The following is a 13,670-nucleotide window of genomic DNA, read 5'->3' on the forward strand; positions in this document are numbered from 1 at the left end:
TGAAAACTGGCCGATCGGTCAGGATCATGACTGACATGGCAGTCACCACCCCGGCCCGGGAACGGACCCGGCACGAGATCGTGCGGCAGGCGATGGACCTGTTCCAGGCCAAGGGCTACAACGCGACGTCGCTGCAGGACATCGCGACCGCGGCCGGCTGCTCGAAGGCGACGGTGCTCTACCACTTCAGCGGCAAGGCCGCCGTCCTGGCCGCCGTGCTCGAACCGGCCACCGCCGACCTCGCCGAGCTCGTCGCGGCGGCGGAGAAGCTGTCCGGCGCCGCGGCGCAGGAGTTCGCGATCCAGCGCTTCATCGACCTGGCCGTGGTGCACCGCGGCGTGATCGACGTGCTGCAGGACATCATCCCGGTGATCGAGCAGGTGCCCGAGATCGCCGGACTGGTCGCGGACGGCATGCGCCTGACCGACTACCTGGCCGGCTCGGACGACCCGCTCGAGCGCGACCTGGCCAAGTTCGCCGTCAACGGCCTGCTCGGCGAGTGCCGGCATCCCGGCGAACGCACCGACGACGAACTGCGGAGACTCTGCGACATCGCCCTGCGGCGACTGCTCAGACGCGGCTGACCCGATCCCCCGGCCACCGGCACAGCGCCGGCGGACGGTTCCCCCTGCCCGTACGCCGTACCGACTCGAAACGGACGCACTTCCCGATGGCCACTCTGCTGTACCGGCTCGGCCGGTTCTCCTACCAGCGCCGGCGCCTCGTCGCCGCGGTCTGGACGTTGTTCCTCGTGCTGCTGGGTGTCGGCGCGCTGACGCTGGGCGGCAAGACCACGAACACCTTCTCCATCCCGGGCACCGAGTCGCAGCGCGCACTGGACGCCCTCAAGCAGGAGCTGCCGGCGGCCAGTGGCGCCTCGGCCACGGTCGTGGTGAAGGCGCCTGACGGCAAGACGCTCGCCGACCCGGCCGTGAAGGCCGCCGTCGGCACGATCGTCGCCGAGGTCGCGAAGGTGCCCGAGGTGGTCGCCGCGATCGATCCGTTCACCAGCAAGGCGATCAGCCCGGACGGCAGGACCGGTCTGATCAGCGTCCAGTTCGCCAAGCCCGCCGACGAGCTCGCCAAGGACAGCACCAAGGCGTACGACGCACTCAGCGGACTGAGCTCCGGCGATCTTCAGGTGGTCCCGGGCGGCCAGGTGGTCGGCGGCGTACCCGAGGTCGGTGCGACCGAGGTGATCGGGGTCGCGGTCGCGGCCGTCGTCCTGGTCGTCACGTTCGGGTCGCTGGTCGCGGCCGGGATGACGTTGCTGACCGCGCTGCTCGGCGTACTGGCCGGCATGGCCGGACTGTTCCTGGTCACCGCCTTCGTGGATGTGTCGTCGACCGCGCCGATCCTCGCGCTGATGCTTGGACTCGCGGTCGGCATCGACTACGCGTTGTTCATCAGCTCGCGGCACCGCAGCCAGCTTGCCGAGGGCATGGATCCGGAGGAGTCGGTCGGCCGCGCCACCGCGACCGCGGGGTCGGCGGTGTTGTTCGCCGGTGCGACCGTCGTGATCGCGCTGGCCGGGCTGAGCGTGGTCGGCGTACCGTTCCTGACCGCGATGGGCTTCGCGGCCGCCGCGACCGTCCTCACCGCGGTGCTGGTCGCGCTCACGTTGCTGCCGGCCATGCTCGGGTTCGTCGGGAACCGGGTGCTCCCCCGCAAGATCCGCAAGGCGCCGACGGCGGCGCCGGTCAAGGAGGGCTTCGGCTTCCGCTGGGGCCGGCTGGTGACCCGGTTCCGCGTCCCGATCGTTGCTCTCGGCATCATCGGGCTCGGAGTCCTCGCGATCCCGGTCAAGGACATGCAGCTCGCACTGCCGGACGGCGCCTCGGCCGCGGCCGGCACGAACCAGCGGGTCGCCTACGACCTCACCGCCGCCGCCTTCGGCCCGGGTGCGAACGGTCCGCTCGTCGTCGTGGTCAAGACCGACAACGCGGCGACCTCCGACGCACTGGTCAAGCAGGTACTCGCGAAGTCGCAAGGGCTCACGGATGTCGTGGCGGCCCAACCCGGCCCGGCGAGTGCGGACGGAACGACCCGGCTCCTGCAGGTGATCCCGAAGAGCGGGCCGGCGTCCGAGGAGACCTCAGCGTTGGTGAAGAACCTCAGGTCCGCGGTACAGCCGCTCGCCACCGGCGACGCGAGCATCTCGGTGACCGGCAACACCGCGGTCGGCGTCGATGTGTCGAACAAGCTGTCCGACGCGCTGCCGACGTACCTGCTGGTCGTCATCGGGCTGTCGTTCCTGCTGTTGCTGCTGGCGTTCCGGTCGCTGCTGGTGCCGCTGAAGGCGACGCTCGGGTTCGTGCTCACCGTCGGTGCGACGTTCGGCATCACGGTCGCGGTGTTCCAGCTCGGCTGGGGCGCGGAGCTGCTCGGGGTGGACTCGCCCGGTCCGCTGGTCAGCTTCCTACCGATCATCATGCTCGGCGTGCTGTTCGGGCTGGCGATGGACTACGAGGTGTTCATCGTGTCGCGGGTCCGGGAGGAGTTCGTGCACGGTAAGCACGCGACGGAGGCGACCATCGAGGGTCTCGGCCACGGCGCCCGGGTGGTGACGGCGGCCGCGCTCATCATGGCGTCGGTGTTCGCCGGTTTCATCATGGTGCACGACCCGATCATCAAGGCGATCGGCTTCGGCCTCACGATCGGCGTGCTGATCGACGCGTTCGTGGTCCGGATGACGCTCGTACCCGCGGTCCTGTCGCTGCTCGGCGACCGGGCCTGGTTCTTCCCGAAGTGGCTCGACCGGATCACGCCGACGGTCGACATCGAAGGCGACAGCCTGCGCGTGCCCGACGAGCCCGAGCCGAAGGAACTCGCCGGCGTCCACTGAGACGGCTGGAGCCGGGACGACGAGAGGGGCACCGACCGAAGTCGGTGCCCCTCTCAACGTCGGGCTGCCGAGATTTGAACTCGGGATCTCCTGTCCCCCAGACAGGCGCCTTACCCGGCTAGGCCACAGCCCGCAGCTCAACTCCGGGGAGGTGAGCGAAGTAAACCTTACCCCATCCGAGGGACCGGTTCTGACCGGGTCGGGTCAGCGCTTCTTGTTCTTCTGCCGGGCCCGGATCTGGACGTGCACCGGGCTGCCGACGAAGCCGAAGTCCTCGCGCAGCCGACGCTCGATGAACCGCTGGTACGACGCCTCGATCTGGCCGGAGGTGAAGATCGCGAAGGTCGGCGGCATCGTCGTCGCCTGGGTGCCGAACAGGATCTTCGGCTGCTTGCCCGACCGGACCGGGTGCGGGTGCGCGGCCACCAGCCGGCCGAGGAACGCGTTCAGCTGGCCGGTCGGGACGCGGGTCTGCCAGCCGTCCAGCGCCGCTTCGACGGCGGGCACCAGCTTCTCCATGTGCCGGCCGGTCAGGGCGCTGATGTTCACCCGCGGCGCCCACCGGAACTGCACCAGGTCGCGGTCGATCTCGCGCTCCAGGTAGTACCGCCGGTCCTCGTCGACCAGGTCCCACTTGTTGTACGCGATCACCAGCGCCTTGCCGGCCTCCTCGACCGCGTTCATGATCCGCAGGTCCTGCTCGGACATCGGCTCCGACGCGTCGATCACGACCACGACGACCTCGGCCCGCTCGATCGCGGCGTTGGTCCGCAGGGAGGCGTAGTACTCGTGGCCCTGCGCGTTCTTCACCTTGCGGCGGATGCCGGCGGTGTCGATGAACCGCCACTCCTTGCCGCCGAGCGTGATCAGCTCGTCGACCGGGTCGACCGTCGTGCCCGCGACGTCGCTGACCACGACGCGGTCCTCCTTGGCGACCTTGTTCAGCAGGGAGGACTTGCCCACGTTCGGCTTGCCGACGATCGCGACCCGGCGCGGACCACCGGACTCGGGGTCACGCTCCGGCGGCGCCTCGGGCAGCGCCGCCAGGACGGCGTCCAGCATGTCGCCGGTGCCGCGGCCGTGCATCGCGGAGACCGGGAACGGCTCGCCGATGCCGAGGCTCCACAGGTTCATCGCCTCGGACTCGACCCGCTGGTCGTCGACCTTGTTGGCCGCCAGCACGACCGGCTTGCCCGACTTCCGCAGCACCCGGACGACGGCCTCGTCCGCGTCGGTGATGCCGACGGTGGCGTCGACCACGAACAGGACCGCGTCGGCGGCGTTGATGGCGACCTCGGCCTGGGCGGCGACCAGGGCGGCCATGCCGACCGCGTCCGGGTCCCAGCCGCCGGTGTCGACGACCGTGAAGCCCCGGCCGGCCCAGTTGGCGTCGTACGACACGCGGTCGCGGGTGACGCCCGGGGTGTCCTCGACGACCGCCTCGCGGCGGCCGATGATGCGGTTCACCAGCGTGGACTTGCCCACGTTCGGCCGGCCGACGATCGCGAGCACCGGCAGCGGTCCGGCGTCCTCACGGTCGTGCGTAGGCTCGGCGAAGTCGTAGCCGGTGGGCAGGTCAGTCATCAGGGTCCTTCTTGTCTGGCACGCCCGGGAGGGGGTGGCCGGTGGCTGCGACGGCCGCCCTCACATGGGCCCGCAACACGTCGCCGATCTGGTCGGCAACCGCCCGTACGTCGGAATGCCTCCTGGGAAAGGGTACGCGGTCGATCGTGAAAGGCTCGCCATAGACCACGTCGACCCGGCTCCCGGCCGGTGGAAAACCCTCCACGTCGCCGTGCGGCAACCGGGTCCCGAGCAGGGCCACCGGCAGGATCGGAGCGCCGGTGACCATGGCCAGATAGGCCACTCCGACCCGGATCCGGCCGAAGTCGCCGGGGCCCCGGGTCCCCTCCGGGTAGATGTTCAGCACCCGGGCGTCGCGCAGCACCTTGATCGACTTCCGGATCGCGAGAACGTCGTACGACGACCGGTCGACCGGGATCTGGCCGATCCGGCGCAGGATCTTGCCCTGCAGGCCGCCGAAGGCCTCGATCTTGCCGAGCTGGTGCAGCATCCGGGGCGCGATCGCCCCGAGCAGCGGCCCGTCGAGCAGGCTCAGATGGTTCGGCGTCATCAGCACCGGACCGGTCCGTGGGAACCGGTCCTCGTGGTGGATGGTCAGCCGGTACTTGTGCCGGAAGTACGGCTTGGCGACCAGCCGCGCCGGCAGCGCGAGCCGGTAGGGCAACGAGGCCAGGTCGTCTGTGCGAGGCAACTCCAGGTGCCCCGTCAGTTCTGCTGTCATGACTCCCGGTCGCCGGTGACGGTGTGGGCCGCCTCGGCCTCCTTCGCGAGTCGGCTGATCACGTCGACGACCTCCTCCAGGGACAGATCGGTGGAGTCGATGGTGACCGCGCCGTCGGACGCGACCTGGAACTCCGAGACGGTCGCGTCGTCGGCGTCGCGGCGGACGATCTGGTCGCGCAACTGCTCGGCGGTGACCGACCCGGTCGCCAGCTCGGCGCCGCGGCGGGCCAGCCGGGCGTCGGTGTCGGCCGTCAGCAGCACCTTGAGCTCGGAGTCGGTGGCGACCACGGTCGCGATGTCGCGGCCCTCGACCACGATCCCGCCGCTCGGCTGGGCGGCGTCGATGATCGCCCGCTGGCGCGGGATCAGGTCGGCACGGACGTCCAGGTTGGTGGCGATCTTGGAGACCGCCTCGCTGATCCGGGGCTCCCGGATCGCGGCCGTCACGTCGGTCCCGTCGGCGATCACGAACTGCCGCTCGGGGTCGGTGCTGATCTCCAGCCGCAGCTCCCGGGACCGCTGCGCGACGGCCGCGGTGTCGTCCAGGTCGAGGCCGTGCTCGAGCGCCGACCAGGTCACCGCCCGGTAGGTCGCGCCGGTGTCCAGGTAGCGCAGACCCAGCCGGCTGGCGACGCCTCGCGCGGTGCTCGACTTGCCGGATCCGCTCGGGCCGTCCACAGCGATGATCATGCCCGAAGATTACCTGGGCCTGGGGACAACCCGGGCATCTACCGCCTGCCGGGGACTACCGGTGGACGACCCAGCCCCGCTCGGTCAGTACGTCGACCAACTGGTCCACCGATCCCGGTTTGACCGCCAGCTCGACCTCACCGACGGGGCGCCCCGGACTGTGGTCGATCCGCAGGTCTTCGACGTTCGCCCCGGACTCGGCCGCGTCGGCGAACAACCGGGCGAGCTGACCGGGCCGGTCGGGGATCGTGACCAGAACGGTGACCAGGTCGATGTGCGGCGTCCCGTGCTTGCCCGGCACGCGGACCGCACCCGAGACCCCCAGCCCGAGGATCGAGGTGAGCTCCTCGGCGGCCTCTTCCTTGCCCAAGGCAACGAGTAGGCGGTCGAGCTCGCCGCGGATCTGCTCCAGCAGGCCGGTCAGGGCGGTCGAGTTCGCGGACACGATCTGGGTCCACAGCTTCGGGTCGCCGGCCGCGATCCGGGTCACGTCCCGGACGCCCTGGCCGGACAGCTGCAGGTGCGAGCTCGGCGCGTCGGCCAGCGTGCCGGCGGCGAGCGCCGACATCAGGTGCGGCAGGTGCGACACCCGGGCGACGCCGAGGTCGTGGTCCTCGACCGACAGCTCGACCGTCCGCGCCCCGGCGGCCTCGGCCAGCCGCCGGACCAGCTCGACCGCCTCGGGCGCGCTCGTCTCGTGCGGGGTGATCGCCCAGGTCGCGCCGTCGAACAGGTCCGCCCGACCGGCCAGCGGACCGTTCCGCTCGGAGCCTGCCATCGGGTGACTGCCGACGTACCGGCTGAGGTCGCCGGTCAGCCGGCGGGCGTCGGCGAGCGGCTTGGACTTCACGCTGGCGGCGTCCGTGACGACCGCGTCGGTCTGCTCGAGCTGCTCGGCGATCACCGCGCCGACGTGATCCGGCGGTACGGCGACCACGACCAGCTGCGGCTCGATCTGGACCAGTCGCGATCCCGCGCCGATCCGCTCGGCCATCAGCGCGTTGTCCGGGTCGGCGTCGACGAGCTCGACCACGACTCCCAACCGCGCCAGCGCCAGGCCGATCGACGTACCGATAAGTCCGGTGCCGACGATCCGCACCGGCCCGCGCAGCTCACTCACTGGGCGCCTGTCAGGTCTGGACGGAGAGCGACGGCGCCGTGCAGGTAGACGTGCTGGATCTTCTCGCGGGACCGCGGGGTCTCGGTGTGCACCATCAGCCGGACCACCCGCGGCAGCGCGTGCGGCACGTCGATCTCCTGCATGCACATCAGCGGTACATCGGTGAGCCCGATCTGCCGGCCCGCCACGGCCGGGAACTCCGAGTGCAGGTCCGGCGTGACGGTGAACAGGATGCTGATCAGATCCTCGCTCTCCAGATCGTTCGCCTCCAGGACCGCCTTCACCAGCTCCGCGGACCGCGTGAGCAGATGCTCGCGCTCGTCCACCTCGAGCTGGGTAGCACCCCGGATCGCCCGTACCGCCACGTGCTCGCCTCCTTGGTTCGTCTACCTCAACCCTAGGGCAGAGTAGTCAAGGAGTGGACAGCCGTCTCGGATCCACGGATCCGGAAACCCCCCTCCCCGGATGGAGCACCTGATGCAGACCCTCCCGACCGGACCCGTCGACGCCACCGTGCAGCGCTTCCCCGAGGTCACCGACGAGTTCGTCGGGTCCTTCCGGCGGAACGGCTTCGCGGTCCTGGACCACGCCGTACCGCCTGAGCAGGTCGCCGCCCTGAACGCCGCCGCCGAGCAACTCTGCCGCGGGGAGCTCGGCCGGATCGCCGACGGGCCGCGGATCGGCCCGGGCGACGACGTACTGCGGCAGTTCCTGTGCATCCACTATCCGCACAAGGTGTCGGACGCCGCGCTCGAGGCGCTGCACGCGCCGCGGATCGTCCGGGCCCTGACCGCGGTCATCGGCCCGAACGTCAAGGCCATGCAGTCGATGCTGTTCATTAAGTCCGAGGGGAAGCCGGGGCAGGCCTGGCACCAGGACGAGTTCTTCATCCCGACCCGCGACCGCTCGCTGACCGCGGTCTGGATCGCACTCGACGACGCGACGGTCGAGAACGGCTGCCTGTGGGTGCTCCCCGGATCACACCACCGTGGCGTCATCTACCCCGACCGCGAGCAGGACGACCCGCGCTTCGACTGTACGTCGGAGGCGTACGACTTCCCGTACACCGACGACCAGGCGGTCGCCATCGAGGTCCCGGCCGGCTCGGCGGTGATCTTCAATGGCTACCTGCTGCACCGATCGCTGCCGAACAGCGGTCGGCACGGGTTCCGCCGGGCGCTGGCGAACCACTACATGAGCGCGGAGTCGCTGCTCCCCTGGCACTCGCTGCCACCCGGCGTTCACATCGCCAACCACGACTTCCGCGACATCGTCATGGTGGCCGGGACCGACCCGTACGCCTACAAGGGCATCGACGACGTGGCTCGGCCACACTCACGCCCGGACAAGGACGGTGGCTGCCACCGATGAGCTAGGAGGCAGCCGCCTCGGCGGCGTCGACGGCCTGCTCCAGCAGCAGGGCGATCGTCATCGGCCCGACGCCGCCGGGGACCGGCGTGATCAGGCGGGCGACCTGGACCGCCTCCTCGAAGTGGACGTCGCCGACGTTGCCCTCGTTGTAGCCGGCGTCGACGACGACCGCGCCCGGCTTGAGCCAGTCACCGCGGACGAAGTTCGGCTTCCCGACCGCGGCGATCACGATGTCCGCGGTCCGGACGATGTCCGGCAGGTCCGTGGTCCGCGAGTGCGTGTAGGTGACGGTCGCGTTCGATGCCAGCAGCAACATCCCGACGGGCTTGCCGAGGATCGGGCTGCGGCCGATCACCACCGCGTGCGCCCCGGCGATCGGTACGTCGTACGCCTCCAGCAGCCGGATGATCCCGCCGGGCGTCGCGGACCGGAACCCGGGATCGCCGAACGCCATCGCGGCGAACGACCGCATCGTCACGCCGTCGACGTCCTTGGCCGGGTCGATCGCCTCGAACGCGGCCCGCTCGTCGATCTGCGCCGGCACCGGGTGCTGGAGCAGGATTCCGTGCACCTCGGGGTCGTTCGAGAGCTTGTGAATCTCGGCGACCAGTTCCTCGGTGGTCGTCTCCGCGGGCAGGACGACGCTCCGCGACGCGATCCCGGCCTTCTTCGACCGGTTCTGCTTCATCCGGACGTACGTCGCCGACGCGGGGTCGTCGCCCACCAGTACGGTCGCCAGACACGGCTGCACGCCGGTCCGCTCCCGCAGTACGCGGGCTCGCTCGGCCGCCCGCGCCACCATCTCGGCGGCGAGGTCGGTCCCGATCATCAGTTCAGCGGTCATGGCGCGCTCCTTCGGGCGTCGACTACAGGTCAGCTGCCCAGGCGCGCGGCGCGGCCGGATGTCCGGCAGACCGTTCCCCGGTGGTCGTCCACCTCAACGCCAGTCGCGGTCCACCGCTCAGGATACCGAGTCGGTCACTCTGCTGATGAAAGCGTCGGCAACGCCGTCGCCGATCCGCGGGTGGGTGGTGGAGTGCGGGAGCCGGATGTCGCGAATCTCCTCGGCCTGCGTGACCAGGTGGCTGATCTGGTCCCGGCCGGTGGCGACATCCGAGCTGTTGCCCTCGGCGCCGGCTTCGAGGACGCGCAGGGCCTGGCGCAGCGCCTGCCCCCAGTAGAAGGCCGCGTCGAGCCAGGCGTCCGCCTCGTCGGCGAAGGCCGGGTCGATCACGCCCTCGCGGATCTGGGCCGGAGCGTTCTCGATCGCCTCGCAGTACGGCTCGAGGTCCGCGATCGCGCCGGCCAGGTCCCCGGCCTCCCAGGTCCGCCAGAACGCGGCGGTCTTCGCGGACAGCACCGGCGCGTTCACCAGGTGCAGCTTCCCGTCGTACGTCGTGAGGTCGGCGAAGACCTCCAGCGCCGCGATCGTCGCGGCGTCTCCCCCGGCGCGTTCCGCGATCGCCGCATGCCAGGACGCCTGCTCGTCGTACGTCGCGGGGTTCCAGCCGAACTCCGCGAACGAGTAGAGGGCGAGCTTGCTGGCCGCGGCCTGGTTCATCGGGTTCGAGATCACGCCGACGACCTGGTCGGCGAGGCCCGGCTCACGGCCGCTGTACGCCGCCAGCGGGATCCGCCCGTGCGCGTAGTCGTTGACCGGGTAGTTGTCCCAGATCAGGATGTCGTGCCCGAACACGGCCTTCGCCTCGGCCGCCTGCGCACTGGTGATCGTCTCCGGGACGACGCCGATACCGGTCCAGTGCACCACCACGGCACTGTCCATCTGCTCCCGCAGCGCCTGCTTGTACGGCGTCTCGTCGACGTTGTAGTACTCGGTCGGGACCATCTGCAGGGGCGCGAGGTCCGGCTTGGTCTCGACCCACTCGCGCTGGATCCGGTTCAGCAGCTCGCTCTGCGCCAGCCCGGCCCCACCGCCGCCGGGGCCGAACTTCTGCTCGTCCTCGGGGCTGTGCCACTGCTCGTACTCGATGTCGTCCAGCGCCACGTTGAACGCCCGCGCACCGAGCGCGTACAGCGCCTCGAACTTGGCGATCAGCGCCTGGAAGTCGGCGTCGTCGGTGTAGCGGATCGACAGGCCGGGCGAGAGCGCGAAGGTGAAGTCGACCTTGTTCCGGGCGGCGCGGTCGATCAGCTCGCCTAGCTCGGCCAGCTTGTCGGCCGGATACGGGTCGCGCCACTGCTCGCGGTGGTACGGGTCGTCCTTGGGGGCGTACTCGTAGGTGTTCATCCGGTGCGCGCCGAGGTAGTCCAGGTGATCGAGCCGGTCGGCGTGCGACCACGGCGTCCCGTAGAAGCCCTCGATCGAGCCGCGGTACCGCATCGTCGGCCAGTCGCGGATCTCGACGCCGTCCACCTGGTTGCCCTGGACAAGCTGTGCGAAGGCCTGCGCGGCGTAGAAGGTGCCGCGGGCATCGACCCCGTCCAGCACGACCTGCTGGGCGCCGACGGCGACGACGTACCCCTCGGCCGGCAGCAGACCCGCGGGCGCGACCCCGAGCTGCTCGAGCGTGTCGGCGCTCCCCCCGAGCCAGACGGTCACCTCCGCCTGTCCCTCGAAGACGGTCCGTACGCCGGCCTTCGTGAGCGTCTCGCGGACGACGCGCTCGGCGTCCGCGTCGGTGGTCGGGCCGTACATCAGCCCGACGGTGTCGCCGAGGCCGAAGCCGTCGTCGCGCGGGGTGGTCTGCTGAGGCTCAGGTGTCATCACAGCTCCTACGACCTAGAGAAGCCCTGCATGATCGAGGGCGAGGTAGGCGGCGTCGATCCCCGTCATCGCGCCAGGGGTGCGCAGCTCGGCGCGGAACGCGTCCAGCGTGAGCTCGACCGGGACACAGTCCTCGGTCTCGTCGAGCGCTTGTTTCCCGTCCGGACGGCAGCCGCGCGCGATCGCGACGTACTTGCGGTAGATCGACGACGCCGACGACCACTGCCACGTGACCAGGTCGAGCGACTCGCAGGTGTACCCGGTCTCCTCCTCGAGCTCCCGCGCGCCGGCGAGCGCCGGGTCCTCGCCCGGCTCGACCAGTCCACCCGGCAGGTTGGTGACGACCCGGTCAGGTCCGGCCCGGAACATCCGGATCGTGACGATCCGGCCGTCGGGGGTCAGCGGCAGCACGGTGATGCCGGAGGTGATCCCCTCCGCGGACTTCGGGCCGAAGACGTCCCACTCGACCTCGCGCCCGTCCGGCAGCCGGTACCGCCGCAGGTTCACGGTCAGGAACCGGTGGAACCCCGGCTCCTCGTCGAGCAACTCCCACGGCAGCGGGTCGCCGGGGCGAGACAGCGCAGCCGCCGCGGAGTCCGCGGCGGCTGCGCCATCGATCTGCTTGCTCACAGCGGCCGGTTGTCGCCGCCGGGCTCCTCCGGTGGAGCGACGGGAGCGTCGTCCTCCGGCGGGGCCACCGGTGCGTCGTCAACCGCGGCAGGTGTCGTGCTCTCCTCGGCGACCGGCGCGTCCTCGGTCGTCTTGGTGGGCTCGGAGTCCGGGCGGGACTCGGACAGGATGCGCTCGAGGGTCTCCTCGGAGATCCGCTTGAACTTGCGCACCTGGGTCCGGGTCCGGTCCAGGACCGCGACCTCGATCTGGTCCGGGGTCAGCTGGCGGACCTCCGTGCCGTCGTGACCGAGCGCGTCCACCGCCAGCCGGAGCGCCCCGGCCAGCGAGATGCTCTCTTTGAAGTGCTCGCCGACATAGTCCGCGACCTGGTCGGCCGGGCCACCCATCACGGCGTACCCGCGGACGTCCGCGATCGAGCCGTCGTAGGTGAGCCGGTAGATCTGGTCCTCGGCCGCGCTGGCGCCGATCTCGGCGACCAGGATCTCCACCTCGAGCGGCTTCTCACCGCCGGAGGAGAAGATCGCGCCGAGAGTCTGCGCGTACGCGTTGGCCAGCGCCCGGCCGGTGACGTCGCGCCGGTCGTAGGAGTACCCGCGCATGTCGGCGAGCCGGACGCCGGCGATCCGCAGGTTCTCGAACTCGTTGTACCGGCCGACGGCGGCGAACGCCATCCGGTCGTAGATCTCGGCGACCTTGTGCAACGCGGGCGAGCGGTTCTCCGCGACGAACAGGATGCCGTCGGCGTACTGCAGGGCGATCGCGCTGCGGCCCTTGGCGATGCCCTTGCGGGCGAAGTCGGCCCGGTCGCGCATCAGCTGCTCGGGCGAGACGTAGAACGGAACGCTCATCGAAGGTGTCGTCCTCTAATCAGTCGGTCGATCGGGATCAGGTCAGTGACGCCGAGGCCGGGCCGTCGGGACGCTGGTGCCGCGCGGCCCAGGCCCTGTCGACGATCGCGGCGACCTCGTCCTCGGGCAGCCGCTGGTAGCCGTCCGCGGTGACCACACCGACCACGGGGAAGATCCGCCGCAGCATGTCCGGACCGCCGGTCGCGGAGTCGTCGTCGGCGGCGTCGATCAGGGACTGGATCACGGCCGTGACGCACTCGGTCACGGACGCTTCCTCGTGGTAGAGCTTCTTCAGCGCGCCACGGGCGAACACCGAGCCCGAGCCGACACTGTGGAAGTGGTGCTCCTCGTAGCGCCCGCCGGTCGGGTCGTAGGAGAAGATCCGGCCACCCTTGATGTCCGGGTCGTAGCCCGCGAACAGCGGGACCACGGCCAGACCCTGCAGCGCCATCGCCAGGTTGCCCCGGATCAGCGCGCTCAACCGGTTGGCCTTGCCGTCCAGGCTCAGCGTCGCGCCCTCGAGCTTCTCGTAGTGCTCGAGCTCGACCTGGAAGAGCCGGACCATCTCGATCCCGAACCCCGCCGTGCCCGCGAACGCGACCGCGGAGTACTCGTCGGCGGGGAACACCTTCTCGATATCACGCTGGGCGATCACGTTGCCCATCGTGGCGCGCCGGTCGCCGGCCATCACCACGCCACCGGGGAAGGTGGCGGCGACGATCGTCGTACCATGCGGGACGTCGTTGGAAAAGTCGGCCTGCCCCAGGCTGCGCCGCCCGGGCAACAGGTCGGGCGCGTGCCCGGCCAGGAAGTCCATGAACGACGAGCCGCCCGGGGTCAGGAAGGCTTCCGGCAACCGGCCGGAGGCATCGAAAGTCATCGAGCGGTTCACTCCCCACCCTTTTGCACGAAGCCGCGGACGAACTCCTCGGCGTTCTCCTCGAGCACCTCGTCGATCTCGTCGAGGATCGAGTCGACGTCCTCGTCGAGTCGCTCCTTGCGCTCCTGGACGTCCTCGGACGCCTCGACCTGCTCGACCTCTTCCTCGGTCGACGAACGCTTCGGCTGCTTGTGCTGCTGACCGCCGTCCTTCGCCATGACACACCTCCTTGAACCGCTGGAGAGGCCGCC

The 13,670-nt window shown here is 70.4% G+C and carries 14 protein-coding genes, 1 tRNA gene and 1 riboswitch; of the genes, 3 read left to right on the forward strand and 12 right to left on the reverse strand.

What is annotated here, in order from left to right; all coding sequences use genetic code 11:
* The first annotated feature begins 26 nt into the window (after positions 1–26).
* Complete coding sequence (locus ACZ6O0_RS02240) at positions 27–584, forward strand: TetR/AcrR family transcriptional regulator (RefSeq protein WP_465762981.1); 558 nt, start codon at positions 27–29, stop codon at positions 582–584.
* An 86-nt stretch (positions 585–670) separates the two neighbouring features.
* Positions 671–2,845: an MMPL family transporter gene (locus ACZ6O0_RS02245; protein WP_465762982.1), complete on the forward strand. Its 2,175-nt coding sequence runs from the start codon at positions 671–673 to the stop codon at positions 2,843–2,845.
* Between the two features lie 59 nt (positions 2,846–2,904).
* On the opposite strand, the gene ACZ6O0_RS02250 is transcribed toward ACZ6O0_RS02245, so the two are convergent.
* The 6 genes from ACZ6O0_RS02250 to aroH all read right to left on the reverse strand — a co-directional run bounded on the left by ACZ6O0_RS02250 (position 2,905) and on the right by aroH (position 7,327).
* Positions 2,905–2,978: transfer RNA gene (locus tag ACZ6O0_RS02250), tRNA-Pro, on the reverse strand.
* Between the two features lie 71 nt (positions 2,979–3,049).
* Positions 3,050–4,429 (reverse strand): ribosome biogenesis GTPase Der, encoded by a 1,380-nt coding sequence (der, locus tag ACZ6O0_RS02255; RefSeq protein WP_465762983.1) that lies wholly within the window; start codon positions 4,427–4,429, stop codon positions 3,050–3,052.
* Positions 4,422–5,150, reverse strand: coding sequence for a lysophospholipid acyltransferase family protein (locus tag ACZ6O0_RS02260; protein WP_465762984.1), 729 nt, complete (start codon positions 5,148–5,150; stop codon positions 4,422–4,424). Before ACZ6O0_RS02260 ends, der begins: the two co-directional genes overlap by 8 nt.
* Positions 5,147–5,842 carry a (d)CMP kinase gene (gene cmk / locus ACZ6O0_RS02265; RefSeq protein ID WP_465762985.1) on the reverse strand — a complete coding sequence of 232 codons (696 nt, stop codon included), beginning with the start codon at positions 5,840–5,842 and terminating at the stop codon, positions 5,147–5,149. Before cmk ends, ACZ6O0_RS02260 begins: the two co-directional genes overlap by 4 nt.
* Before the next feature lie 55 nt (positions 5,843–5,897).
* Entirely contained in the window at positions 5,898–6,962 is a 1,065-nt protein-coding gene (locus ACZ6O0_RS02270; RefSeq protein WP_465762986.1) for a prephenate dehydrogenase, read from the reverse strand.
* Positions 6,959–7,327 (reverse strand): chorismate mutase, encoded by a 369-nt coding sequence (gene aroH / locus ACZ6O0_RS02275; RefSeq protein ID WP_465762987.1) that lies wholly within the window; start codon positions 7,325–7,327, stop codon positions 6,959–6,961. The genes ACZ6O0_RS02270 and aroH overlap by 4 nt, the downstream gene beginning before the upstream one ends.
* Positions 7,328–7,439: 112 nt before the next feature.
* Between aroH and ACZ6O0_RS02280 the strand changes: the two genes are divergently transcribed.
* Entirely contained in the window at positions 7,440–8,333 is an 894-nt protein-coding gene (locus tag ACZ6O0_RS02280; RefSeq protein ID WP_465762988.1) for a phytanoyl-CoA dioxygenase family protein, read from the forward strand.
* A 1-nt stretch (position 8,334) separates the two neighbouring features.
* Here the strand turns inward: ACZ6O0_RS02280 and ACZ6O0_RS02285 are convergent, their stop codons facing one another.
* The 6 genes from ACZ6O0_RS02285 to ACZ6O0_RS02310 all read right to left on the reverse strand — a co-directional run bounded on the left by ACZ6O0_RS02285 (position 8,335) and on the right by ACZ6O0_RS02310 (position 13,637).
* Positions 8,335–9,177 carry a bifunctional 5,10-methylenetetrahydrofolate dehydrogenase/5,10-methenyltetrahydrofolate cyclohydrolase gene (locus tag ACZ6O0_RS02285; protein ID WP_465762989.1) on the reverse strand — a complete coding sequence of 281 codons (843 nt, stop codon included), beginning with the start codon at positions 9,175–9,177 and terminating at the stop codon, positions 8,335–8,337.
* A gap of 28 nt (positions 9,178–9,205) precedes the next feature.
* Positions 9,206–9,294, reverse strand: a riboswitch (ZMP/ZTP riboswitch).
* Complete coding sequence (locus tag ACZ6O0_RS02290) at positions 9,295–11,058, reverse strand: beta-N-acetylhexosaminidase family protein (protein WP_465762990.1); 1,764 nt, start codon at positions 11,056–11,058, stop codon at positions 9,295–9,297. It abuts the riboswitch before it with no gap.
* A gap of 15 nt (positions 11,059–11,073) precedes the next feature.
* Positions 11,074–11,688, reverse strand: a complete 615-nt coding sequence (locus tag ACZ6O0_RS02295; protein WP_465762991.1) for an NUDIX hydrolase — start codon at positions 11,686–11,688, stop codon at positions 11,074–11,076.
* The gene (prcA, locus tag ACZ6O0_RS02300; protein ID WP_465762992.1) at positions 11,685–12,539 is read right to left on the reverse strand and encodes a proteasome subunit alpha; all 855 of its coding nucleotides are present in this window, start codon (positions 12,537–12,539) and stop codon (positions 11,685–11,687) included. Before prcA ends, ACZ6O0_RS02295 begins: the two co-directional genes overlap by 4 nt.
* 37 nt (positions 12,540–12,576) lie before the next feature.
* The gene (prcB, locus tag ACZ6O0_RS02305) at positions 12,577–13,419 is read right to left on the reverse strand and encodes a proteasome subunit beta (RefSeq protein WP_465762993.1); all 843 of its coding nucleotides are present in this window, start codon (positions 13,417–13,419) and stop codon (positions 12,577–12,579) included.
* A gap of 8 nt (positions 13,420–13,427) precedes the next feature.
* Entirely contained in the window at positions 13,428–13,637 is a 210-nt protein-coding gene (locus ACZ6O0_RS02310; RefSeq protein ID WP_130448384.1) for a ubiquitin-like protein Pup, read from the reverse strand.
* Positions 13,638–13,670 lie beyond the last annotated feature (33 nt).

The sequence above is a fragment of the Kribbella sp. NPDC048837 genome (genome assembly GCF_055586945.1).